The organism is Parasutterella sp. St.1A3 (assembly GCF_059728705.1).
In genome coordinates this window covers 747,925-768,583 of sequence record NZ_BAAGFK010000001.1, presented here as the reverse complement: position 1 = coordinate 768,583, position 20,659 = coordinate 747,925, and the positions used below count along the sequence as shown (strand labels likewise).

General features: G+C 51.4%; 27 protein-coding genes. 7 read left to right on the top strand and 20 right to left on the bottom strand.

Translation table 11 applies throughout. The features are described from left to right. Nucleotide 1: 1 nt before the first annotated feature. From AC6I1F_RS03680 to AC6I1F_RS03600, 17 genes are all read right to left on the bottom strand, one after another. Nucleotides 2-2,083: a phage tail protein gene (locus tag AC6I1F_RS03680; protein WP_160334047.1), complete on the bottom strand. Its 2,082-nt coding sequence runs from the start codon at nt 2,081-2,083 to the stop codon at nt 2-4. A 3-nt stretch (nt 2,084-2,086) separates the two neighbouring features. Beyond that, on the bottom strand, nt 2,087-2,719 hold the full coding sequence (locus AC6I1F_RS03675) for a phage connector family protein (RefSeq protein WP_290432674.1): 633 nt from the start codon (nt 2,717-2,719) through the stop codon (nt 2,087-2,089). Between the two features lie 68 nt (nt 2,720-2,787). Next, entirely contained in the window at nt 2,788-3,201 is a 414-nt protein-coding gene (locus tag AC6I1F_RS03670) for a Bbp16 family capsid cement protein (protein WP_160334049.1), read from the bottom strand. Between the two features lie 10 nt (nt 3,202-3,211). Continuing rightward, entirely contained in the window at nt 3,212-4,261 is a 1,050-nt protein-coding gene (locus tag AC6I1F_RS03665; RefSeq protein ID WP_237178658.1) for a major capsid protein, read from the bottom strand. 17 nt (nt 4,262-4,278) lie between these two features. Further along, nucleotides 4,279-4,977 carry a hypothetical protein gene (locus tag AC6I1F_RS03660; protein WP_160334050.1) on the bottom strand — a complete coding sequence of 233 codons (699 nt, stop codon included), beginning with the start codon at nt 4,975-4,977 and terminating at the stop codon, nt 4,279-4,281. Next, entirely contained in the window at nt 4,970-5,266 is a 297-nt protein-coding gene (locus tag AC6I1F_RS03655) for a Bbp19 family protein (RefSeq protein ID WP_160334051.1), read from the bottom strand. Before AC6I1F_RS03655 ends, AC6I1F_RS03660 begins: the two co-directional genes overlap by 8 nt. A 242-nt stretch (nt 5,267-5,508) precedes the next feature. After that, nucleotides 5,509-7,206 carry a portal protein gene (locus AC6I1F_RS03650; protein WP_202074496.1) on the bottom strand — a complete coding sequence of 566 codons (1,698 nt, stop codon included), beginning with the start codon at nt 7,204-7,206 and terminating at the stop codon, nt 5,509-5,511. Next, nucleotides 7,206-7,511, bottom strand: a complete 306-nt coding sequence (locus tag AC6I1F_RS03645; RefSeq protein WP_160334053.1) for a hypothetical protein — start codon at nt 7,509-7,511, stop codon at nt 7,206-7,208. Before AC6I1F_RS03645 ends, AC6I1F_RS03650 begins: the two co-directional genes overlap by 1 nt. Beyond that, entirely contained in the window at nt 7,481-7,933 is a 453-nt protein-coding gene (locus tag AC6I1F_RS03640) for a hypothetical protein (RefSeq protein ID WP_160334054.1), read from the bottom strand. Before AC6I1F_RS03640 ends, AC6I1F_RS03645 begins: the two co-directional genes overlap by 31 nt. After that, complete coding sequence (locus tag AC6I1F_RS03635; protein WP_160334055.1) at nt 7,920-8,381, bottom strand: GNAT family N-acetyltransferase; 462 nt, start codon at nt 8,379-8,381, stop codon at nt 7,920-7,922. The genes AC6I1F_RS03640 and AC6I1F_RS03635 overlap by 14 nt, the downstream gene beginning before the upstream one ends. Beyond that, entirely contained in the window at nt 8,381-9,931 is a 1,551-nt protein-coding gene (locus tag AC6I1F_RS03630; RefSeq protein WP_160334056.1) for a terminase, read from the bottom strand. Before AC6I1F_RS03630 ends, AC6I1F_RS03635 begins: the two co-directional genes overlap by 1 nt. A gap of 216 nt (nt 9,932-10,147) precedes the next feature. Beyond that, nucleotides 10,148-10,546 carry a hypothetical protein gene (locus AC6I1F_RS03625; RefSeq protein ID WP_160334057.1) on the bottom strand — a complete coding sequence of 133 codons (399 nt, stop codon included), beginning with the start codon at nt 10,544-10,546 and terminating at the stop codon, nt 10,148-10,150. Next, nucleotides 10,533-10,871, bottom strand: a complete 339-nt coding sequence (locus AC6I1F_RS03620; RefSeq protein WP_160334058.1) for a hypothetical protein — start codon at nt 10,869-10,871, stop codon at nt 10,533-10,535. Before AC6I1F_RS03620 ends, AC6I1F_RS03625 begins: the two co-directional genes overlap by 14 nt. Further along, the gene (locus AC6I1F_RS03615) at nt 10,864-11,193 is read right to left on the bottom strand and encodes a hypothetical protein (protein WP_160334059.1); all 330 of its coding nucleotides are present in this window, start codon (nt 11,191-11,193) and stop codon (nt 10,864-10,866) included. The genes AC6I1F_RS03620 and AC6I1F_RS03615 overlap by 8 nt, the downstream gene beginning before the upstream one ends. A gap of 94 nt (nt 11,194-11,287) precedes the next feature. Next, nucleotides 11,288-11,596 carry a hypothetical protein gene (locus AC6I1F_RS03610; protein ID WP_288319268.1) on the bottom strand — a complete coding sequence of 103 codons (309 nt, stop codon included), beginning with the start codon at nt 11,594-11,596 and terminating at the stop codon, nt 11,288-11,290. Then, nucleotides 11,590-13,935 (bottom strand): phage/plasmid primase, P4 family, encoded by a 2,346-nt coding sequence (locus tag AC6I1F_RS03605; protein WP_288319269.1) that lies wholly within the window; start codon nt 13,933-13,935, stop codon nt 11,590-11,592. Before AC6I1F_RS03605 ends, AC6I1F_RS03610 begins: the two co-directional genes overlap by 7 nt. Then, nucleotides 13,932-14,189 carry a hypothetical protein gene (locus tag AC6I1F_RS03600; protein ID WP_288319270.1) on the bottom strand — a complete coding sequence of 86 codons (258 nt, stop codon included), beginning with the start codon at nt 14,187-14,189 and terminating at the stop codon, nt 13,932-13,934. Before AC6I1F_RS03600 ends, AC6I1F_RS03605 begins: the two co-directional genes overlap by 4 nt. A gap of 120 nt (nt 14,190-14,309) precedes the next feature. Between AC6I1F_RS03600 and AC6I1F_RS03595 the strand changes: the two genes are divergently transcribed. Both AC6I1F_RS03595 and AC6I1F_RS03590 read left to right on the top strand, forming a co-directional pair. Next, the gene (locus AC6I1F_RS03595) at nt 14,310-15,053 is read left to right on the top strand and encodes a helix-turn-helix domain-containing protein (protein WP_289170934.1); all 744 of its coding nucleotides are present in this window, start codon (nt 14,310-14,312) and stop codon (nt 15,051-15,053) included. Nucleotides 15,054-15,056: 3 nt separating this feature from the next. Then, nucleotides 15,057-15,479: a hypothetical protein gene (locus tag AC6I1F_RS03590; RefSeq protein WP_288319272.1), complete on the top strand. Its 423-nt coding sequence runs from the start codon at nt 15,057-15,059 to the stop codon at nt 15,477-15,479. On the opposite strand, the gene AC6I1F_RS03585 is transcribed toward AC6I1F_RS03590, so the two are convergent. Together AC6I1F_RS03585 and AC6I1F_RS03580 are read right to left on the bottom strand one after the other, a co-directional pair. Beyond that, nucleotides 15,476-16,141, bottom strand: a complete 666-nt coding sequence (locus AC6I1F_RS03585) for a terminase small subunit-like protein (protein WP_288319273.1) — start codon at nt 16,139-16,141, stop codon at nt 15,476-15,478. The two genes, AC6I1F_RS03590 and AC6I1F_RS03585, sit on opposite strands and share 4 nt — an antisense overlap. Further along, complete coding sequence (locus AC6I1F_RS03580; protein ID WP_289187170.1) at nt 16,110-16,373, bottom strand: helix-turn-helix domain-containing protein; 264 nt, start codon at nt 16,371-16,373, stop codon at nt 16,110-16,112. Before AC6I1F_RS03580 ends, AC6I1F_RS03585 begins: the two co-directional genes overlap by 32 nt. Before the next feature lie 1,021 nt (nt 16,374-17,394). On the opposite strand from AC6I1F_RS03580, the gene AC6I1F_RS03575 reads away from it, so the two are divergent. Genes AC6I1F_RS03575 through AC6I1F_RS03560 form a run of 4 tightly spaced genes read left to right on the top strand, consistent with a single transcriptional unit; the run spans nt 17,395 to nt 19,194 of the window. After that, complete coding sequence (locus tag AC6I1F_RS03575; protein ID WP_288319275.1) at nt 17,395-17,547, top strand: hypothetical protein; 153 nt, start codon at nt 17,395-17,397, stop codon at nt 17,545-17,547. An 11-nt stretch (nt 17,548-17,558) separates the two neighbouring features. Further along, the gene (locus tag AC6I1F_RS03570; protein ID WP_290432673.1) at nt 17,559-18,326 is read left to right on the top strand and encodes a hypothetical protein; all 768 of its coding nucleotides are present in this window, start codon (nt 17,559-17,561) and stop codon (nt 18,324-18,326) included. A gap of 2 nt (nt 18,327-18,328) precedes the next feature. Next, complete coding sequence (locus AC6I1F_RS03565) at nt 18,329-19,015, top strand: hypothetical protein (protein ID WP_290432672.1); 687 nt, start codon at nt 18,329-18,331, stop codon at nt 19,013-19,015. Further along, nucleotides 19,012-19,194, top strand: coding sequence for a hypothetical protein (locus AC6I1F_RS03560; RefSeq protein WP_160334070.1), 183 nt, complete (start codon nt 19,012-19,014; stop codon nt 19,192-19,194). The genes AC6I1F_RS03565 and AC6I1F_RS03560 overlap by 4 nt, the downstream gene beginning before the upstream one ends. 131 nt (nt 19,195-19,325) lie before the next feature. On the opposite strand, the gene AC6I1F_RS03555 is transcribed toward AC6I1F_RS03560, so the two are convergent. After that, nucleotides 19,326-19,712 (bottom strand): hypothetical protein, encoded by a 387-nt coding sequence (locus tag AC6I1F_RS03555; RefSeq protein WP_288319278.1) that lies wholly within the window; start codon nt 19,710-19,712, stop codon nt 19,326-19,328. A gap of 291 nt (nt 19,713-20,003) precedes the next feature. Here AC6I1F_RS03555 and AC6I1F_RS03550 point away from each other — a divergent pair, with 291 nt between their 5' ends. Beyond that, nucleotides 20,004-20,543, top strand: a complete 540-nt coding sequence (locus AC6I1F_RS03550) for a hypothetical protein (RefSeq protein ID WP_290432671.1) — start codon at nt 20,004-20,006, stop codon at nt 20,541-20,543. The last annotated feature ends 116 nt before the right edge of the window (nt 20,544-20,659 follow it).

Genomic DNA, 20,659 nt, shown 5'->3' with positions numbered 1-20,659 from the left:
CTCATTGTGCTAAATCAACTGCGACTGAAACGATCGTCAAGGGGAGCGGGTCCACCTGACGCACACAAATCTGCCCCGCATCGTTCCAGGCGCAGTACGGCATGATTGAAATCTCTTTCTCCATCCAATCGGGAGGAGACCCGTAAGGCTCGCTCGTTCTCTGCTTAGCCTCCACTAAGTTCTCGAAATCGGGGCCGATGAAAACGCCCGAAGATTTGACGACCCGCAGATACACGTCGTTGATGTTTTTAGAGTGCCCGATACCGTAGGAGCCATCCTGAAGCTGGACAGAGGCTGGCAGCGTCTGGAAATCCGCTGTGATCGGAAGGCCCACGAACACCTTTGTTGAGGGCTGGCTCAGCGTGATTGTGCCGTTCACCACGGTCTGCTGTGGAAGAACACAGCCATTGGCGAAGATCGATACTTTCTGTCCTTCAAGCCAGGTAAGGCCCGAGATCGTCTTGGTTGCGGCGCCTTGATAAATGCCGCCGCAGTCCACGTGGAACGCGTCCTCAAGCCGGGCGCAAAAGCGCTCGTGCATGCGCTCGACGTAACGCACAACGGCCCCGTTGATCGTGCGTCTCATGCTCAAATAAACGACGTCCTCTTCGCCCTCTACTACCGTCGTCACCGACTCGACCGCTCCGTTCGTGAAGTCGTGACGGTGCCAGCCGCAGATATTTTGCTCGGGCAGATAAGTACAGCCGATCAGGGAGCCGTCAGACATTGCGCACCAAATGATCGAGTCAGGCGCTTTCGAGAGCGCCATGTCCTTGACGGGGTTGTTCTCGAAGAAATGTTCGGAACGAATGGAGATGTCGCCCGTCGAGAAGCCCGAGGCCTGCCAGTTGTAACCGAGCTCCCGTACGTGGTTGCCTCGAGCCGCCGCGTAAACCATGGTCGAATTCACGATCACGGGCTGAACCATGGAGGAGCCAATGTTTGCCTGAACCTTGGCGTCGATCGAATCAGGAGCCAGGCCAGAACCGCTCCCCGCAGAAATTCGATACTCCGTCGAGTTCGTAAGGGCTACTAGTTGTGAAAGCGGAATCAAGTGGATGATCTTAGACGCCTCCTGAGCCGCGATTGTGAACCGGATGCGATTGTCGGATTGGCTCGGGATGGTGTAGCTGAGGTCAGACTCCGTGCCGCTTCGAGTCATCCACACCGTCTGCGGGTTTTGCGGCGTCCCTGCAAAGCATCTTCTCTGCTCGAAATATGCGACAGCACTAGGGTTGCGTCCGTTGCCGAGAACCTGGTCATATCGGGGCGGTGTAATTCCGCTGTCGGCGTCCAGGTTGTCGTCGTTAAGCGAGAGCTCCTCAGTCTCGCCAATGAAACTGTAAAGACCGCCCTTGTTCTTGTACACGCGGTATCGACTTGCGCCGGCCACCGCCGACCATGTGATCGTCACACCCGAACTATTCAAATAGAGGTTGCCTTTGCAGGAGCCTATCGCGCTCGCTTCGCTCTCCTGAATGCCGTCTCCCGTGTCCTGGACGGCAGTCACTTTGTACTTCAGCGTGTAGCGGGTTTTCTCTCCCTCAGTAAGCGTCACCCCGTCGCTTGGCTCAACGGTGAACACCACCGACGTGATCGTGGGCGGTGTCAGCGGGGCTCTGAACTGAACATCAGTAAGCCGCCAATCCGTCGCGCCGTAGCGCCTCAGCTCCTTCGGTGGGTAGTTCGCATGAACGATCGTCATCACGTCCATGCTTTGGACGTAATGGAGTTCGAACAAGTCCGCCGCTCGGTAAGGGGTTGCTACCTCATAGGGCTGACCGTTAGAGCCCATTAGAGTTTGGCCGATGGTATGAAATCGGATATAGCCGTCGCCGAACTCCAGAACCATCGTCTGATCGACCGTGAACGTGAACGGAATCAGACGGCAGGGCCGATCTGCGAACTTTGCAGCACGCACAAACTGAGTGCCCGGGCGAAGCTCCACGGGGCCCTGCGGTCGGACAATGAAATTCCTGCATCGGGCTAATCCCTGCGCATACTTCGGGTCGTCAAATCTTCCGTACATCGAGGGAGAAAACTCGCCCGACGAAAAACCAACCTGAACCTTTTTAATGCCCATTGCTTACCTCGCCTTTATCCATGAAGGGACAAAGTGGATGCGCTTCTGCTCTTGGCTCGCATCCTTGGTTTTTGCGATCGACAGAGACACTTGGAATTGTTTGAACAACGCCTGAGCAAGCGTCTGACCCTCTTTGCCCTTCACCCGTGCGCCTACAAGCTGATGGGCCAAAAAGTACGCTAAGGCCACGACGAAATCAGGAGTGAAGCGGCTCACGTCTGTGTTCGAAGAAACGTACTGCACGACGGCGTTTTCAACGTTGGAATATATCTTTCCGTCCTTCACCTCGAACTCCGCCTGTGTCGGGTCGTGGTCAGGGAAGACATGTGCAAAAGGGTGCCGGAGCACGCTTTGATAGCGGTACTCCTTCACGCTGATAACCCTTAGCGAGTCAGACGGCAGTTGAAATACTTTCCTCCAGCCAAAGCCCCCTTCGTCAACAAGCTCGGGAACCGCCTTGCGCTTTGTGGCAAAGCTCCAGTCGTGCATGTCAAGCAAAGCGCTTACCGCCATGGGGTACAGCCGTCGGCAGAGTTCAGCCTGCGTGCTTTTTTCAGGCGCATCAATTGAGACGACGTTCGCGGCATCACCCAAGTACGACAGCGCTAAATTGCAGATAGAAACGACATCAGCCATTCAATGCTTCCTAAAAAGAGGGGCGCACAAAAAGCGCCCCAAAGGTCCCAAGGAGTATCTCTGAAAAATTACGAGTTGCGTCCTAGCTCCGGCGCCTGCTCGAAGGCGGGGTTGTCCTGGAAGCCCGAGGTGATGAACGCCTTAACCTTCCCTGCACTCGCCCCGCTGAAGTGAGCCTGCATGTAACGCTTGTGTCTCAGAGGAAGCGGGATGGCGACTTGCGCACCCGCCTCTCCGTCAACCAACGTCACCGCTCCCGAGCAGTCCGTGAAAGGACCGTCCAGTGTGTCGGAGTCCTGGAGTTTGAATGTGACATCAGCTCCGGCGGCTTCAAGAAGCGCCGCAACCGCAACCGGTCTGCCTTCGTCATAGCCTGTTGTCGGAGACTCCTGCTCGAAATCGATTGCGAACTTGGAGGCCTGATCGCCTGTGAGCTCATCTCCGTCCTTGTCTGTGAACAGTTCAAGAAAATCAATAATCATCGCTCTCTCCTCAATTTGTGACCTGAGCCTCGCCGAATTCCAAGGCGTCCACTCTGCGGAACGGGATACCGTCAAATTTGGTAACGGTGCGGCCGCCGACCTCTTCCTGCGTAAGCTGGACGTTGTGAATGTTCGTGCGCTGAAGTCTGAGGTATGTCTCGACCGTTCGGTTGCAGTAGAACGCGAAGCGAGCTCCGGAGAGAGACGGGACCTGAACCACGGCTTTAACTAAAAGCTCGTAGAGGTTATGGCCCGGCACTTCCTTACCGCCTACTGTTACGGAGTCGCCGTTGTTGATCGGCGGCTGAGACAGAAGCATCGACTTGCTGATATTTGCGATACGGACGACGTAACGCCAGTCGCGCAATGTGAAACCCACGTCCCACGAGAAGTGAGTCTTGAACACACGGTACTCGCCGCCGGCTTCGTCGTATGCGGCTTCCTCACCGATGTCATTCTTCTGAAGCCCCGCGGGGGAGCCTTCTGGATAGATGCAGTGCGCAGTGTCAGGACCCCAGCCGATCAGCCAGATGGAGGTCAGATCGTCACCCGTTCCGCCCGCATCAATCACGTTCACGGCGTTGGCGGCCTTCTTCGGGTTCAGTGTGGAGTAACGCGGAGCCAGACCGAGGAACCGTTCAGGATTCTTGGATGTGTCGCCGTACAGTAAAGTGCGCTGGAACTCGCGGCTCATGGATTCAATGAAGGGGTGCTCTTCGCTAACGCGCCACGACTCCTTCATGCCATTCATCTCGGCAAGCTTCTTGTCCACCACGGCGAACGCTTCAAGCATGCCGCATGTATCGAACACAGACTTAACTTGAGACTTGGACGGCTGAACACCGTAGTTCAGCATTCTCCAGGCGACTGTCGGCAAACCGGAACGGACTGTCGTCTTGTGAGAAAACTTGTTGTTGCACTCCACCCATGTGGCGTCCGGAATCATTTCATTTGTGAGGTCCAGAACCTCTTTGATCTCGATCAGATCGCCGTTTTTATCCTGGCGGTCAAGCAGATCGGTAAGGTTCGGATTGCGAGGCATCGGCTTAATTTCAGCCATCATCATTCTCCTTTAAATTAATCGTCAACGACCATGTTCGAGTTCGGGTAGCGACGGCGCTTCGGCGGGTTTGCCGAGGCGTTTCCGTGAACACCCGAGTCCTGCTGCAAGGTCTTCCCGAGTCTGAAAAAGTGTCGAACGACTTCAGGGTGGTTGCCCAGCCCGGAAGCGTTCAGGATGGTGCGAAGCTCAGGGGTCGCGAATTCTCGATAGCCCGAGATTGCAACCGCCTTGTTCGCCCCGAAATTCGCACCGCCGATCTCGGGGTCCTTTTCACAATCCAACGCCCATTGCTCGGCCTTGGACCGTAAATCGTTCATCATGTGCGCTCTTGCTGTCGGCACCATCGCCTCAAAAAGCTTTTGGGCGTTCTCCTGAGAAAGGCCTACAGACTTAGCGGCGTCTGCAAACTGCTGTACGGACTCAGGTGTGTACTCGTTGCCGTTCACATCTCTGAAAGCCTCGTAGGTCTCAGGAGCACTCTGAGCTGTCTCCTGCTCCTGCGTCTGAGGCTCGGCCTCTTCAGCGGCCTGATCTCCGCTTCCAAGCAGGGTGTCCCCCATCAGGCTCTCAGCTGTCTGCTCGCTTCCAGAAGGTGCGGCCTGAGTCTCAGCCTGAGCCTGGTTCTCTGTTGCCTGCGCGGCCTGTTCTGCCGCATCTGGAGCCGCAGTCTGCGCGGTTTCTTGGTTCTGAACTTCCTGACTCTCGTCAGCCATGCTCGTTCTCCTTCATCATCAGTGTGTAGTTTTCGGGACAAATCTCGCTGATCTTTGCCATGAGCCTGTAGCCCATGTCCTTTTTCCCTTCAGCGTGCGCCATCGCAAGCGCCATGTAGTGCTCACGCTCCTTAACCTCCACGAAGGTCGTGCGCAGAACACCTGAGTTTGCGAGAAGCCAATGGACGATACGTCTGCCTGAGGGTGCACTCATGAGCTTTCTGAAGTCGTCCTTGAAGAGCTCGTCCCTTCCGGCTTGAGCTTTGATTCGCTCGTCTCGTGTACTCATCGAATCAGACTCCAGACAAATGCAGCTTCGATAACAACCACCATCCAAAGTGCGCATCTCGTCCACATGCGCATTTGTCCTTTCTCGTTGAACAGTAGTTTTTCCATAATGCTTAGCACTCGCTCTGGTATATGTTGAGAATTTCCTAAAGTCTTTTCTCGACACCGCCGCTGAGGTCCAATCAGCGGCGTTTTTATTTCCTGAAGAAACTCTACCTAAGCGGTTTCCTCTCAATGCAACACTTAGTAGCCGCTGAACGCTGAGTAGATTTCTCCCGAATCCGCAGACCTCAGACTGTCATCCAGTGGTTGGCCTGCTTGCGCCCCTCCTAAGTTCTTCATGATTGCCGAAGCCTGCTCGGCGTTTGCGAGCTGTTGCGCCTGCGCCTGAGCCTCTGCCCTCTGCTGACGGATAAGCGCAACTCGTTCACCTGGAAGAATCAGTTTCGGGTCGATACCCAGAACGTCCGAGTAATAGTCAACCCAATAGTCGCCGTCGAATTTGTCCAGCATCTCGGGCTTCATGTTCGCCAACACGCCTAGGTTCTGAGTGAATCGGTCCACCGAGTTCGTTGTCACGGCCTTTTGCGCCTGAGCAAGAACCGACACAAACTCAACGTTCAGGTCAACACCTTCCAGCTCCTGCGGAACGGGTGGGATGAGACCCACTCGAAGCAGTCGGTCAAACGTCATTGAGATCAGACGATCGTTCAGCTCAGCGTTCAGGCGCTCAAGAACAGGCCCCAGCATCAGCATCTTCTCCTCGTGGCGCTCGGCAATCTCTGTTGCGGTCGCTCTCTGAGAAGCGGGCATCCCCGTAATCATTAAAAAGATGTCCTTGTAGAAAGCCTCGTCGATTCGGCGCCGAGTGTCCTGAATGTCCTGAACCAAGTAGTCAAGCCGCAGGTTCACCTCGTAGGCAGAGCGTATAGCTTGGACCTGAGCGATGTTGTCCGCGTACACGACGCCGCCCGGTACCAGATTCGCTTCCTGGTTGCGCATGTCGGCGCTCGCAACTACTGCGGGGTCAGCCTGCAACGCGATTGCCTTGGACTTATAAAACTGCTCCTGCTGAAGCTGACGCAAGTCTCCTAACGCCTCCATGCCCGGGCCTGTCCCGTATATGTCGCCTCCTGTGACGTTCCAGCGAGCCGCAAGAACAGGGAACTGATAGAAGCCTGTCTCACGAAGCACACCGCCGTAGGTCCTATCGGCTTTGGAGCTCTCGAAATACACCGAGCGGTACGGCATGTTTTTTGCGTCTCTGCGCGAAGGGTCTCGATAGTCTCTTGGCTCAATGGCGTTAACCACGTCAACCCATTTGTCGTAGTCACCTCGGTCGTACAGCTTGCGCACTTCAGGCGAGACGTTCGCATAGCCGAACTCCGCAACAAGCGCAGAGACTGTCAGTCGGAACTCTCGGTACAAAGTGTTGACGTTTCCACGAGCGTCTGTTGCGAGCGCGAACTCCCCGATCGTCAGCGGCATGCAGTGAATCACGGACTCAAAGTCATCAAGCAGAACAACTGCTGTGGTGCCGAAAGCTCCGAGCTCCTCGTAGGCCATCTGTAATGCGCGGTAGGTGTTCGACTGATTGAACACCATCTGCATTAGCGTTGTGACTTTGCTCGACCATTCCTTAACGGCGTAGCTCTCGTCCAGCTTCGGGTCCTTGGTCGTCAGTCGAAACCACGGGCGGGCAGGACTTGTCATCCCTGCCATCATGCCGCCCGATAGCGTGCGAAGCGCTCGGGTGCCCGAGTTGTCGAGAATGGCTCTGTGGCGCTTGTCGCCCTTGTTATTGTCTGAGACAAGGAAGCGCCCCGCTCGAGGAATGAGAACCTCTGATATCTCCTGCCAATGCGGCATCCAGGTTGAGCGCTCCTCTTTCAGAGCTTCCCAGCGGCGAGCGCATTGCTTGCGCAGACTCGTTTCCATCATCAGCCTCCTAAGAGGGAGCTAACCCCGCCAAGGCTGAGCTTGTCCCGTTCAATGCCGCCGGCGCCGGTCAGCATTGTCGCTGAGGAGTCTCCTTCCTGAGCCGAGTCAAGAATGGAGCTCACGTCCACCTCGTTCTGGTTGGCTCGGTTGAACTCCTGCTGTTGCTGGTTCAACTGCTGAGCGCTGGACTTCGCCTGCTGGTCAGCCGCCCGCTTTGTCGCTTTACTCTGTTTTTTGCTGGAGTAAATGGACGCTCCCGCGGCCACCGCCGCAGTTACAGCTCCAACGATAGCTGCTCCTGACATTTCTTCTCCTTCCTTGTTAAAAGCCTTTCGGGCTCGTCTGTAAATTCAGCCTCCGCCTCCTCAACGGTTTTCGCCTTTGTGGGAAAACACATTGAGAACGCCGAATCGGTTATGGCGTATGCGGCGGCCCTTCGCCCCGCGAGTCCTTCGAGCACGTGATACCCCTTGAACTCGCGGGTGGTTGTTCCGTCGGTGATCTGAAAATGGCCCGCACAAATCAGCTGAGTCTCAATCTTCAGCTTGAGCCCGACAGCCACGCATCCTGCGGGCACGTATAAGGTTCTCGTGTACACGCCCGCGTGCAGGTGGTGCTCGGTTCGCACCTGAGGGGGCGCCGGGTACTTAGCGACCTCCTCGCAGAGCGTCTCGAAGTACTCGTTCACAGCAGGCGTCACCGGCCCCATGGGTTCAATCGACGTCATCACACTTGCACCAAAAAGCGTTGTGGGTGTGCACCATCCCGAGGTGCTCGCACAGCTTGTCAAGCGAGGAGCCCGGAGGCGCCATGAAGGAGCACCCGGGAGCGCCAAGCGTCCAAGCTGTCTTCTTGATTTCTTTTAAAAGCCGAAGACCCGTCACGCCTTTGCGCCAGGCCTTGCGCAGGTAGAACGACTCCACCGCAACGATTGGGAACGGATAGTGCTGAGACTCCGCAAGCAAGAGCCCGACAACCCCTACAACCTTTCCTTCGTCGTAAGCCGCTATGCAAAAGAGATTCCCTGTGTACTCGAGCTTGCGATAGCGCTCATACTGAACCATCGGGTCCCCGATCGCCTTGTTCGCTGTCTCCTGCGTGTACTCGTTAACCAAATCAGAAAAGCCTTCCGCATGAAAAAGCTCCTCAAAGGTTGTGTGCTGAATTTGTACCATTACCGTCTCCTCAGACAATCGAACGGGTCAAAGCCCCGCCGACCGTTGGCCTGCGAGCGCATCTTGAGTTCACCCAATGGGGTGTACTCCTCGACCTTAAAGGCGAATGTGAGCGCCAAAGCGTCCGCCGCGTCAGGTGATCGAAGACCCCGCTTTTTCATTTCCTTCTTAGTTTCAAGCTTTACCTGACCGCCCGGAAGAATGTCGTACTCGGGTGCGATCAAATCCTCAACCAACTCGCGATCGTCCGGTATCGTCCCTCCGTCAGAGAGCCACTGCTTCATGCGACCCCACATTTCCTCTCGTTTACGGGAGTACGTCTGAGGGTCGTCCGCCTTCTCGCCGAACTGCACGCCCCTGACGGGGTAGCCATCATCGCGCAGCATGTCTTTCGGGCCGCCGCCCACGCCGCCCTCATCCACGAAGATGAAGATGCGGTCAGCGGGAAAACCGAGCTTTTTAACGGAGTCAAAATGCGCCTTCACCTTTGCCACGAGCTGAGTTGTGGAGAGTCCGTGATAGCGCTTGATCGGAAGATAGCCTCGGCCAATGCGGGTGTAGATCACGGAGTCGTCGTCGCCAAAACGAGCAACGTCCACTCCGATAATTGCTGAAGTCGCAGTGTTGTGACTGATGCTGGTTTTTGCCGCCTGCTCTGCAACATCCGTAGGAATAAACTGCATTGAGGAAACGGACGGGAACTCTCCTCGGACACGCACTCGGAAGAAGTCCGAGTCCTCCCCGTACTCGTCGGCCCATTTAGCGATCTGCTCTTTGTTTGTAATCTCAACTGTTCGAGAATCGATATTTCTCAGGTTCCAGTACTGCTGCTTCTTGTAGTTATTGAAGCAGGCGTGAAAGGTCCCTGAAGATCGGGTCGGGTTCCCGAAAAGAAACATCATGGGTTCTCCGTCGGTGAGGCCGCCTTCAGCCACCTCGTAGACCGCCTCAGGGATAGCGGATGCTTCGTCGAAAATGTAGAACGGTGTAGAGGATGCGGCATGCAGACCTGCGAAGGACTCGGCGTTCTCTTCTTTGCAGGTGAGCGCGTCCACGCGCCAAGACTCAGGTGACTCTTTGGATTCAATTGAGCCCGCCTTAACTTCGAACATGTCAGCAACTAGTGAACGCTTCAGCCACTTTTTGATTTCCGCCCATGTCTTGGTCTCAAGCTGGCTTGCCGTGTTTGCGGTCACGACGCCCTTACAACCGGGACGCGTTGCAAGAATCCAGCACACGAGCCAAGCCGTGACACAGCTCTTTCCGATGCCGTGTCCGGATGCGATCGCGTAGCGCAGAGGCTCCACGGCATGCGAGCCGTCGAAGTTTCTTTGCTTAACCTCTTGGCCGATATCCTCTAAGAGCTGACAGGCCCATGCGTCGGGACCGTACTGAAACTTCGGATACTTAGAGAGCCACGGCTCTTTCAACCGAACCACCGACGTCTCAGGCGTCTCGCCCCAAGGAAAGGCCCAAAGGACAAAACGGAGCGGGTCCGCATAGCAGCGGGCGAGCTCCTCATTGAAAATTTCTTCAATCCTTTTGTTCATGCCTTCTCCGACTTTTGCGAAGAAGTATGTCGGATTGGCTTTCTCTCAATGCAACAAAGCCCCGAGAGCGGGGCGGATCGTCATAGCACTTAGCTAGTTCGAGATACACATCATCTTGGATTACGGACGTAGAAAAGCCCACCGATTACGATGGGCATATCTTGATGTAAAAAACAGCGTTATGTAGACAGCGATCGCTCCTGGCCTCACCCAAAGCTAAGCTCTGAACGGTGGCTCAACAATAGGGAAACTTGTCACTAACCCCGAAGACAGGATGTTGTGCTGCAAGTAGAAACTAAGCATATGGTAGACCGGTTTAATAAAATTGCCGTAAACAAAGTCCTCTGCTTTTTCCTTTTCTGTTAGAGGCTCCATAAACCAGAAAGCAGCCCGTCCAGTGCAGGAAGCTGAGTAAATTTCCTTATCGTCAGAACTCACACCTCTAACCATTAAGGTCCCTTCAACTACCAGCTGTTTTCCATCTTCTCGAAATTTTGTAGTAACAGGAAACGAGATCAGAGAGCGCCCTTCCACTCCATCGAAATTCGTAAAGGTCGGATTAATGTTAAACGACAGCGAAGTGATAACCAAAGGGTCTTCTTTAAGAATACGCATAGCAACCTACACTCCCATAAACTCTCGGAATCTTTCTTACCTTAGCCGGCATACAAAGAAGACATTCAGCCTCCTCGTTTCTCTCTTTCCGATACCGCCTCTCCGAATTTTCCCAAAAAATCTGGGTGCCTCCGATAGATTCAGCTAATCTTTTAGCAAGAGAATCAGACAGCGCAAGCTCTCCCGACAGGAAAGAAGTAAAGTCCACCTCGCCGAGGCCTAACGCATCACGAAGCTCTTCGCGCTTTACAATCCCATCTTCTATCGCGTCTCTGGCAACATCACCAGGGGATGTAATCCATTTGCCGGTTGCCATATTAATCATGGTAGTTCCCAATGTATTCAACACAAATAATAGTGACTAATTTTTCGCGCTCTTTTAGTCCACAAACGCCCGTTTCCGGTAGGCGAACAGAAAAAACCAATCTCATTTTCTTATCCAATTTAAACGCCATTTGTCCAGCTCTGTCTCCTGTTAGTACGTGTAGATGACCGAGAGGCGGAACATCTTCCATACTTGGGGCGTCCTTTAGAGAATCCAAATACGTATAGAGTTTCCTGGCACAGTGCTGACCAAGTTCAGCTTGAGCTCTTCTTTGGTCGGTACACAATTGTTCAAGATAAACGGTTGCGTACTCAACTTGCATTACTTGTCTCTAAAAATCAATTCGCTTGCATAAATTATATTTTATTTTTGTCCCTCCATTGGATACTTAGAGGCCCCGAGGTCGGGGCTTCATGCTACTGCTCGTTGGTGAGTTCTAGGAAGGCATCCTCGGAGTCTTTGAGGAAATCCGCAAGACACATGAGCAAAAGTCTCACCCCTTCGATTCTGAGCCAGACATCCTCCTCTGTAGCCTCTGAAGCGAGCGCCTCCTTCATCAGCTTACGCACCGCCTCCTTGCGGGACGCGGCAGTTCCGTCAACCCAATTGGCTGCATCGTAGTCACCTATGAACGAGTAACCGAGCGTGCCTGTAATTTTCTTCCTGAGTGCGAGCGGCTGGGACGCCATCAGCTCGACAAGTTCTTCCGTTGAAATATCTACCATTCCCAGCTCTCCTCTTCACTTTTGACTCTTGCGCCAAAAAGATAATTAATTTTTTTAGGCGTCATCTTGACACAGTAACCCCGCTCTTTCAGCCTTCTTGTCAACCATTGGGAGCTCTGCTTCTCTACTCCGCACTCCGCCGCCCAGAGTTTGAATGCCGCGTATACCTCCCGCATTGGCGTCTTTTCATCGGGCGCTGTACCTTCTAAACACTCCTCTGCCCAAGAACCGACAACGTCTTCCTCGCCACGCCACTTTTTAGCGGCCATATCCATAGACTTCGGAAGCGCCAACCCAAACTGCCTGTAGCGGCGCACGCCTTCAAATATCCAGTTCAGTATTCCCGAGGCCTCCTTAAGTAGCTTCTCTTTAAGGTTTTCGTCTTTCTTGAAATTCGGGTCCCTGTCAAAACTGCGAGGAAACTCGATCAATACTATGCGCCTCCAGGTTCCGTCGCTGTCATCTGCAACTTTTGGAAGGTGGTTGGTGCACACGAACACTGTGTGCGTTGGCTGGAACTCAATCGGCGATTGGTACATTTCACGAGCCGTAATCTTTTCGTTACCTGCTAGGCGCTTCAGCATCTCGCTTTTGATCTTAGCGCCCTCGGTTAGCTCCTCCGCAAGAGCAAGGCGCGCACCTTTCAACCTGACTACATCGGGAGACAGCCCCGTTGCTGAAGACGATCTTTTCTCGCTTAACGTCACAAGGGTTTCCGGCTGCATTGCAATACCATAAGAGCCAAATACCTCCAGAAGGACTGACATAATCGTGGACTTACCATTACAGCCGAAACCGTGAAGGAAGGCAATTTTGTTCTCCTTCGGGTTCCCGAGAGCTGTATACCCAACAAACCTTTGGAAGTACTCGACAACCTCTTCCCGTACTAAGCATTCTTCTAAAGTCTTTTTCCATAGTGGACAGTCGGCCTTAGCGTCAAACACTACAGAAGAACTCTTGGAAATCATACGAGAAGCATCTGGCTCAAGAAAGGACCCGGTCTCAAGATCAACATCACCGTTGGCGATACCAAAATACCGAAAATCAGAATCAAAGCTATCCGGATTCACTAGAATCGAAGCGTGAAGCCAAGAGAACACCGAGACGGTTTCACGGATGTACCGCACAGGCGACTTCAGATAGGCTAGATAGAATTTCTCGCGACTTCTTCGCTGTTCCGGTATGGTGGTTTCGTCAATGTAATCGATAAACTCCTGCTCGATATATGGAAGCAGCTTAGCTATCACTTGATCGAGGCTGGCAGTATCCCAGTGCTTTCCGTTAAACAAATACCAATTTGAATTCGCTGAGTCTCTCTTCTTGATCTCGTCCTTAAACAACTTATACATTTTCTCAGCTAAGGTACGAACGTAGACCTTCGCATCAAAATTCCTGTGGTTCCTCTTATAGCTTGCGATAATGGAGCCGATCGTTATCCTTCTGTCCCTGTCTTCTTTGAAACTAATCCACTTCTTCTCGCAGTCCTCAAAACCTGTATAGCTGTTCGCTTTCGAGCTCCACTCATCCCATAGCTTCAAGGCCTCATAGTCACCTTTGAAGTGGTTATGCAAAGCCATACCCGCACGAAGCCAAGAATCATAGCTTTCCGGGTCGATACCTGAACCATTCAAGTACTCCCTTGCCTGCTCGATCGTAAGCTGACTTAACCCCGGAGAAACGTCAGACCAGCTACCGTCGTCAATATCGTTCGGCTCCTCGTCGGACTCGTTATCTTTACCTGCCTTAGAAAACCCGTAGGACTTTGCTATTTGGATAAAGCGGATCTTCATTCTCTCCACATCCTCGTTTGTGAGAACTGGAAGCTCTTCGGGCTTGAAATGAAGAAGGTCCAGGCCCTCAGACTCTTTATCCCATTTATATTCTTTTCCCGTATCCGGATGAACTCCGTACAAAACGGTATGGCCGCTTTTTCTAAACTCCAGCAGTACCTCAACAACTTTACCATCGACTTCTTTTTCTAGCTTTCCCGTCCCGCTGTAGCTCCAATCAATACCGGGAGCTTGGAAAAAAATAGCCTTCCTGTTCGGCTTCCCCGTTCTTTCGATAGTCCGCCTCCTGTCAAGCGTTCGTAAAAATGCTTCTGAAACCTCCGGGTCATCGGAGTCTAAATCCAGTACACACACCGGATGATCTCCGCGGCCATTAATGATGCTCACGCCGCAGGCGGGGTATGGGTAGCGCTTGCACTGCTCAACCGTGTAAGGGGGAATATCACTCCACTTTTCATCAATCGGCTTCTTTGATTTGTAGCCGATCGGAATCACGCTGTATCCATTTGCGGCTAGAACGGCTCCGTACTTCCTCATATACTCGATCATGAGCTTTTCCTCTCCTTGAGCTTATCTTCCATTTCTTGTCTCGAAACCTCTTTTTGAAGATAGGTGTCGTAGAGGCTCTGCAACCGTTCAAATTTCATGGAACTCAAACCGACGGCTCCCCTTTTTACCTGATAAATATGCTGGTCCTTGACCGACAGGTAGTCGGCGATTACAGAAACGGGACACCCTAAATCAACCAGGCGGTTAACAATCGCCTGCGAGTTTTTTCTTTTCTTCAACAATACAGATCGCATGTCATTCAGCCTATATTTGCATAAAATAATTGCGTTTAATAATAGCAAATAATTTGATAATTTAAAATTAATTCACTAAAATTTAATTGCGTTCTATGTAAAAACAAATAAGGAACAAAAATGACCAATAAAGCCCAAACTGAAAAATCAGTTATTTGCCGAATAAAAAAGCAAATGGAGGAGAAAAACCTCACTGCTTACGCTCTTGCCAAAGCCTGTGATATGCCGCCTTCAACAATCGGGAGAATCCTATCTGGTCAGGCTTCGCCTAGAGCTTCGACACTTGCTTCTATCGCTCTTGCCCTTGACACCTCCATAGAAAGCCTTATCGGAAAAAGCAAAGCCAAGGAACTGCTTGAGAAAAACTCTGTTCTTAAAGCTGTCCAGAACAAAAGAATCCCTTTAATTACGCCGGACTGTGCATCTTGGCTGAGGGACGATCTGACAGATGAAAACCAAGTTCTCTCCAGCTCCGATATTGTTTGGCTTCCCGGCATGCCCAGTCCTGAGCTAAGCAGCATTGTTGATTTTTGCATGGTCGCACCAGACGACGCTATGTATCCTGAAATTAAGAAGGGCGAGTTTTTATATTTCAGAAAAGTGGACTCAAGCCACTATGCACAAAGCGGTGACGTTGTTGCTGTGTTCTACCGACACGACGCAGGCGACGCCGTAATCGATATCCGAAGAGTCATATTCCATCAAGGGTTTGAGGAGTTCGCGCCCTCAGAAACAATGAAAGGTCACTTCCGCACAGGAAGACTGGACCCCGACAGCGGTTACGACGAAGACATACGTCTTAACTTTGGAATCGTCGGCGTACTAGTTGCCAAGCTTTCTTTATCCCCGTTCGAGAGGTATTAAACCATGGAAAAATTTTTATTCAACGGATTCTTAGGCCGCACGTTTGTAGAGGCTTTTGAAAAAGGAATTTGTCTTTGCGCAGGGCTCCGTATCGGCGAAGCGGCAAACGGCCACCATTACAGCGACTATAACAAGAAAGTGTACAAGGAAGTAACGTCGTTCCTAGAGTCATTCCATATGGTTGAGTCTCACAGCTTTGCCGCTCTTGATGCCGATATCTTTTGTGTGCGAGCCGATCATTTTGTTGTTGAAATCGGCTTTTCAGAATTTACACACGGCGTCCCAAAATGCTGGGAAAAGCTATTCCGCGGTCCTAACATTACTGACGACCCTTTGCAGGCCGTCGTTTGGGCCAACGACAAAGGCACGCGTGCGGTTACTATCTTCACTCTGCCTTACTCCTACAACGATCTGTACAGAAGCTAGTCCAGTCCTTGCAGCCGTCTGCGAGCCGCCAAAATACCGGCGGCTCTTTTGTCTGTGACGTCAACGGAAATCTTGTCCCCGTAGCGCTCGGGAGCCCACTTCTTCAGAAGCTCCACGCGAGCGTAAAACGCCAGTTTGCGGGCGTAAGTGTTGTCGCCTCTTTTGCGGACAACCACTCGCTTTCCATCGGCAAGCTCCGTCTCCGCAACCTCTTCACACGTTATCGGACTCGAAGCGATCAGAAGTGCTTCATCGGCCAACGCGTCCATTCCTACAGCTCTGGCCTCGTCGTATCTTGCGGCAAAGCTCGGGTCCTTTTTCCTGCGATGGTAGATGTCGTTATAGCTGAGGCCCGCCATGTTCAGCCATACACGGATGATTCCGCCCTGCGTGAGAAAGGCGAAAAGATGCTCCTCACGCTCAGGCGACCACTTCCCACCGACAATGGCTGGAGGCACCTCTGTGGTCGGTTTTGTGTATAAGGGGGCGATTGCTTCACTCATATGAACCTTCTGCTCCCAGGTTGCGCGTTTTGCTTTGGGCGGCTTCTTGGCGCCGGCAATGTGGTTTACTGCCTGCTTCACCGTCTTCGGCGTGTACCTCGGGTCGGGCTTCTTTGGGTAAAGCCTCTCAAGCGTTTCCTGCGCCTTTTTGCGTGCCATATTCCCCTCGCATCCATCGGGCCACTGCCTGGCCCCTGCTCTCTCCGCTCAGCCAGCGGCAAATTGTTGATTTCGGTATCTCGAGTTTACGAGAAATTTCTGATAGGGAAAAACCCTCGTAACTGAGCTGGATTGCCATCTCAACATCCCGATCGGTGAATTTTGCACGCGGATGCTCCTGACCGATTCTTCGGCCCGCAGAGTTGAACGCTATCCAGCGATGCAGCTTCATGATCTTGGTCTCCGAGAGGTTTTTTATCCTTTTACAGAAGTCTAGCACGATTGACTTCTAGAATCGACAGGAAGGCATTAAATCGTCGATTTGAGAGGCTTTTATTCTTTTGTCGATAAATTCTTATCCGAAAATTTAAATGCAGTGACGAGCTTAAAAAGTGCCTCAAAATCGATTTTTGAAATTTTGCAAAATTTTTTGAAAATGGTTTTTCTAAGCCTGCGGAACTCACAGGAGGTTACCCGCGGACCGGCAGCCAAATTGGGCCCCACCCCACCTGGCGAAAAGCGCGGTCGATCACCCATCCAAACGGGAACTGCGAATCACCCCGCTAAAAACCCGTACTATTCAACATAACCGCTATTATGTTGAGTAAATTCAATTAGTTAATTACGATCACCCGCGGGGGTTTAGGGTTCACAGGCGCGCTACTTTTCTCGTTTTCTCGGCTGGAGTTAGGGAGCCCGAAACGCTTGCAGCCTATCAATCTGCCAATCTGCCAATCTGCCAATCTGTCAACCTATCAACCTTCCAACCTTCCAACCTTCCAACCTATCGACCCGTCCGGGTTGTGCAATCTACCGGCGCCGCCCTGTCTTCCAGGTGTGTATTTTTCAGGGCGCGGATAAACAGAAAAAATCTTAGTTTTTACACAACTTCTATATACGTATTTTTCTATTCATTATTCCTTTAATTTTTTACGTATACGAACTTTATAGAAAACAGGTAAAAAACTCTGCTTATCCGCCGTATACAACCCGCAAAAATCTACACGCCTGCAAAAATTTACATATTCGCTATCTATTAGCAACTGAATCCGCAAAAATCTACATATTAGGCGCCCGCAAAAATAAACGCATAACAACTATTAGCCCACGCAATGTATAAAAAATCTAAGTGATTTCCCTAATATTTGCGAAATTTACAAATTTTATTAGTTGCATAGCTTGCATTATTTGCACTTTGCTATTACTATTTGCTTATTGAATTTTTTAACAAACAACTAACGAGGATTTTAAATATGACGCTTTCTAAAACACTTTCCCGCGCGATCATTTTCATTCTGACGGTCGCACTCGCTACCCTCACACTGGTGGCCGCCCCGGTCACAATCGCCGCCCCGCTCGTCATCGCAACGGCGCCGCTCGCGGTCATCCTGTCCGCAATCATCTAAGGGGGCCGAAAATGACAAACAAATTAAACCCCTCCGCTCTCGCAGCCGCTATCATTGCCGCCGCTGAAAATAACGGCGATGCTACTGTTTTGGACCTGACCCACGCCCTCGAGGTGGTGGCTAATCTCCAGCCGCGCAGTGTTGAAACATCTCTGTCCGATTTCGCGGCTGAATTAGGCGACGCAACCCCCGATACGTATATCAGCGACGCAATTAGTCAGTTTGCAGATAACGCGGTTGATATCTATAACTACAATCTCACCACTTGGCTGTATAAATCCAACAGCGCCCCCGGATGGATGGAACGCGTTGTTAATGAGGGTTTATATCCTGTTGACGCTTATAGTTTCTATGACCACATCCGCGCGGCTCAATACTGCCAGTGTGACACTGAAATTAGAGACAACCGACCGGCCGCGCTGTTCCACTATGCACTGTTGAGACTAGCGCCCCTGTATAAGGGTTTAACTCGTGAAACGATTGAGGCGCTCGGTGATATCGACTATGACAGTTTCGAAACTATCGAGGAGCTCAATCGCGCGATAGATTCAGTGATTGATCCCTATTGGTTGGAGCTGGCACTAATTAAATGCGTCTGCTTCTGCCAGTGTTGGACATACTCCGAGATTGCTGCTCTGCTGCGCTCCTACGGACTTCCGGGGAGGAATGTTCTAGATCAATTGCCCCCGTGGGAGGGTTCACGTGCGAGCAGCACCGTTTTAGCTGAAATTATGAACATTACGGCCGCCGCCCGTAACACTGAGAAGAAGGAGGAATAATCATGACTGCTAAATTCTCATTCCTCGCCGCGCTTGCAGCTATGGACGCCGCCGCGCTTGCTGAAACTGTAGCTATACCGATTCCGTTTTGCGGTTTCTACGAGAGTGCTTTATCTGGTTTTATCGACGATGAAATCGACTCAGCTATCGAGTATGAAAATACCGAAACGGGCGCTAATCTCGATTCAGATGATTTCAACCTCAGGCCCTCTATCCGTATCAATCTCGCAAATAAATACGCTGGTTTTTATCCTGATTGGCTGAAAGAACACACCTCGGAAATTGACGACGGCGCCGGCCTTGATATTTCCGTATCGTTCGATCATCTCGACTCACCGGCCTATTACAACTATCGCACTGATTATCTGTATTGCAAGATCAGCCGCCGCGATGTTCTGCGCTGTGGCGCCTGGCTGGAATCACGCGATAAAAACTATTTTGCTGACTATGTTTATGGAGTGCTAAAACCTCGCTCCGGTTTCATCCCGCGCTATGACAACGATATCGATCGTTGGGAGGATTGCAGCGCCTGGAGTGGTGTCCAGTTGAGTTTAGTTTTAGACGCGCTGCAATCTTATTTAGAACGTACCGAGGACGTTTATCCGGCTGATCTGAGTTTTACGGAATACCTGAATGAATCCAGCCAGATAGCGATCTGGGATTATATGGAACGGAGGGCCGCGAAATGATTACTAGTTTCAGAATTCAGACGCCCGCGGGCGGCCGTGAGGTTTATTCACCTGGTTTAATCGTTGGCAACCGTGTTTATTGGACACGTGAAACCGACCGACCCGGCGCCCCGATCGATACGCGTTTATTACCGGTCACGGCCCGCCGCCGCGACGTTGTGGCAGCGTTCAGAAAATAACGCACCTGGAGGACTCCGGCCGCCTCCTTAAATCCGGGCCGGGGGTTCTATAAGCCGATTTATTAGAGTCGGTTTATAAAACTAAAAGCGGCATTAACCCGCCGCCCGCTCTTTAAAAACTTGTGAATACTTTACGGCTTATCTGTTTTGTTTTTATCTCGTCTTTCTTTTAAAACAGGTATAACGAAAGTGCTATATAGAAGTTCGTCACTGTTAAGAAGGTTATTGAGAAAACTATTAGACTCACAGTAAACCCCTTTAGTGGATTTACAAAAATAAATCAACGTTTTTTTAAAATCCTCTTTACAGTTCACTCTAGCAGCTTTCGCGATGGTCTGGACATCAGATATACCGTCGTCAGTGGTGGCTACAAAGGTATGAATACAATAATTTAGTAGGGTTCGATTTATTTGATATTCTGTCTCATAGTCAATTGAAGATTTATCAGGAGTCACCTTTGGAGCAGCCGCGCTAATTAAAGGGATAAGACAGGCTAAAACGAGAAATATATTTTTCATAACGAGGGATATAGTTGCATAGACTTATTAATGCAAGTATACAGCCCTCAAGAGTGCACATATTGACAGCGTAAAACGGCGGTTGTATTCTGCGATCAGGTTCTAAACAAACCTGGTACACAGCGGAAAACACCGCCCCGACAGATAAGCGGCTATTTTTATGCCCGGGCGTGCAGAGAATAAAAGACCCGTAAGGGAAATAATCTCGCCTAACTGTGTATAGGTGTTTAGCACCCGGGCGCCCTCTAAACAGGGGCGATAAATAAACATATTTACACAGGATTATTTATCATGAATATCAACTTAAACGCGTCAATCAACGGCGTTAACGCCGCCCGCTTATCCTCTCCAGTCGCTCCGGTAACACCGGTTAAATTCAACACTGCTAAGGCGATGCCCGGCGATGTTGTTACAGCCGGTTGGTATCGCAACCCGGGCGCGGCCTCTATTGTCCAAAACACACCGGAGGAAAGAAAGGCGCTGCGGGATGCAATCGCTGCGCATCTTCCGCGGTTTCATTTCTGGACTGGTTATATTGGAGAGGTTAATAACGCTATGGGAGTTAATCACTATTGGGAGATTCCCAGTAGTCAGATCAGCCAGGCAATAGCCTACATTGATTCAATGTTTCAGCCGCAGCCGGTTTATCCCTCCTACTCTCAAGCCCCGACGCCCGCTCCTGTTATCTCTGAAGACTGGATTAACGCGCGCTATGAGCTGGAGGCTGCGTTAAACCAATTTGAGACATACCGGAGGTGGTTTAAGGAACAGGCGGATTTAATGGACTATGCAATTAAATCAGTTAAATCTACGCTAGCAGCCCTCCAATAAAAGTATTCACAAGTTTTTAAAGATCAGGCGCCGGATTAAACCCCGGCGCTTTTAGTTAGACAAATCGAATTGTTAGATCTCTGGCACGCTCGCCAGACAGAAATAAGGACGCCCCG

What these genes read in the sequence shown, in the direction of transcription:
- AC6I1F_RS03680 (WP_160334047.1), bottom strand. Translation starts at nt 2,083, where the DNA reads ATGGGCATTAAAAAGGTTCAGGTTGGTTTTTCGTCGGGCGAGTTTTCT.
- AC6I1F_RS03675 (WP_290432674.1), bottom strand. Translation starts at nt 2,719, where the DNA reads ATGGCTGATGTCGTTTCTATCTGCAATTTAGCGCTGTCGTACTTGGGT.
- AC6I1F_RS03670 (WP_160334049.1), bottom strand. Translation starts at nt 3,201, where the DNA reads ATGATTATTGATTTTCTTGAACTGTTCACAGACAAGGACGGAGATGAG.
- AC6I1F_RS03665 (WP_237178658.1), bottom strand. Translation starts at nt 4,261, where the DNA reads ATGGCTGAAATTAAGCCGATGCCTCGCAATCCGAACCTTACCGATCTG.
- AC6I1F_RS03660 (WP_160334050.1), bottom strand. Translation starts at nt 4,977, where the DNA reads ATGGCTGACGAGAGTCAGGAAGTTCAGAACCAAGAAACCGCGCAGACT.
- AC6I1F_RS03655 (WP_160334051.1), bottom strand. Translation starts at nt 5,266, where the DNA reads ATGAGTACACGAGACGAGCGAATCAAAGCTCAAGCCGGAAGGGACGAG.
- AC6I1F_RS03650 (WP_202074496.1), bottom strand. Translation starts at nt 7,206, where the DNA reads ATGATGGAAACGAGTCTGCGCAAGCAATGCGCTCGCCGCTGGGAAGCT.
- AC6I1F_RS03645 (WP_160334053.1), bottom strand. Translation starts at nt 7,511, where the DNA reads ATGTCAGGAGCAGCTATCGTTGGAGCTGTAACTGCGGCGGTGGCCGCG.
- AC6I1F_RS03640 (WP_160334054.1), bottom strand. Translation starts at nt 7,933, where the DNA reads ATGACGTCGATTGAACCCATGGGGCCGGTGACGCCTGCTGTGAACGAG.
- AC6I1F_RS03635 (WP_160334055.1), bottom strand. Translation starts at nt 8,381, where the DNA reads ATGGTACAAATTCAGCACACAACCTTTGAGGAGCTTTTTCATGCGGAA.
- AC6I1F_RS03630 (WP_160334056.1), bottom strand. Translation starts at nt 9,931, where the DNA reads ATGAACAAAAGGATTGAAGAAATTTTCAATGAGGAGCTCGCCCGCTGC.
- AC6I1F_RS03625 (WP_160334057.1), bottom strand. Translation starts at nt 10,546, where the DNA reads ATGCGTATTCTTAAAGAAGACCCTTTGGTTATCACTTCGCTGTCGTTT.
- AC6I1F_RS03620 (WP_160334058.1), bottom strand. Translation starts at nt 10,871, where the DNA reads ATGATTAATATGGCAACCGGCAAATGGATTACATCCCCTGGTGATGTT.
- AC6I1F_RS03615 (WP_160334059.1), bottom strand. Translation starts at nt 11,193, where the DNA reads ATGCAAGTTGAGTACGCAACCGTTTATCTTGAACAATTGTGTACCGAC.
- AC6I1F_RS03610 (WP_288319268.1), bottom strand. Translation starts at nt 11,596, where the DNA reads ATGGTAGATATTTCAACGGAAGAACTTGTCGAGCTGATGGCGTCCCAG.
- AC6I1F_RS03605 (WP_288319269.1), bottom strand. Translation starts at nt 13,935, where the DNA reads ATGATCGAGTATATGAGGAAGTACGGAGCCGTTCTAGCCGCAAATGGA.
- AC6I1F_RS03600 (WP_288319270.1), bottom strand. Translation starts at nt 14,189, where the DNA reads ATGCGATCTGTATTGTTGAAGAAAAGAAAAAACTCGCAGGCGATTGTT.
- AC6I1F_RS03595 (WP_289170934.1), top strand. Translation starts at nt 14,310, where the DNA reads ATGACCAATAAAGCCCAAACTGAAAAATCAGTTATTTGCCGAATAAAA.
- AC6I1F_RS03590 (WP_288319272.1), top strand. Translation starts at nt 15,057, where the DNA reads ATGGAAAAATTTTTATTCAACGGATTCTTAGGCCGCACGTTTGTAGAG.
- AC6I1F_RS03585 (WP_288319273.1), bottom strand. Translation starts at nt 16,141, where the DNA reads ATGGCACGCAAAAAGGCGCAGGAAACGCTTGAGAGGCTTTACCCAAAG.
- AC6I1F_RS03580 (WP_289187170.1), bottom strand. Translation starts at nt 16,373, where the DNA reads ATGAAGCTGCATCGCTGGATAGCGTTCAACTCTGCGGGCCGAAGAATC.
- AC6I1F_RS03575 (WP_288319275.1), top strand. Translation starts at nt 17,395, where the DNA reads ATGACGCTTTCTAAAACACTTTCCCGCGCGATCATTTTCATTCTGACG.
- AC6I1F_RS03570 (WP_290432673.1), top strand. Translation starts at nt 17,559, where the DNA reads ATGACAAACAAATTAAACCCCTCCGCTCTCGCAGCCGCTATCATTGCC.
- AC6I1F_RS03565 (WP_290432672.1), top strand. Translation starts at nt 18,329, where the DNA reads ATGACTGCTAAATTCTCATTCCTCGCCGCGCTTGCAGCTATGGACGCC.
- AC6I1F_RS03560 (WP_160334070.1), top strand. Translation starts at nt 19,012, where the DNA reads ATGATTACTAGTTTCAGAATTCAGACGCCCGCGGGCGGCCGTGAGGTT.
- AC6I1F_RS03555 (WP_288319278.1), bottom strand. Translation starts at nt 19,712, where the DNA reads ATGAAAAATATATTTCTCGTTTTAGCCTGTCTTATCCCTTTAATTAGC.
- AC6I1F_RS03550 (WP_290432671.1), top strand. Translation starts at nt 20,004, where the DNA reads ATGAATATCAACTTAAACGCGTCAATCAACGGCGTTAACGCCGCCCGC.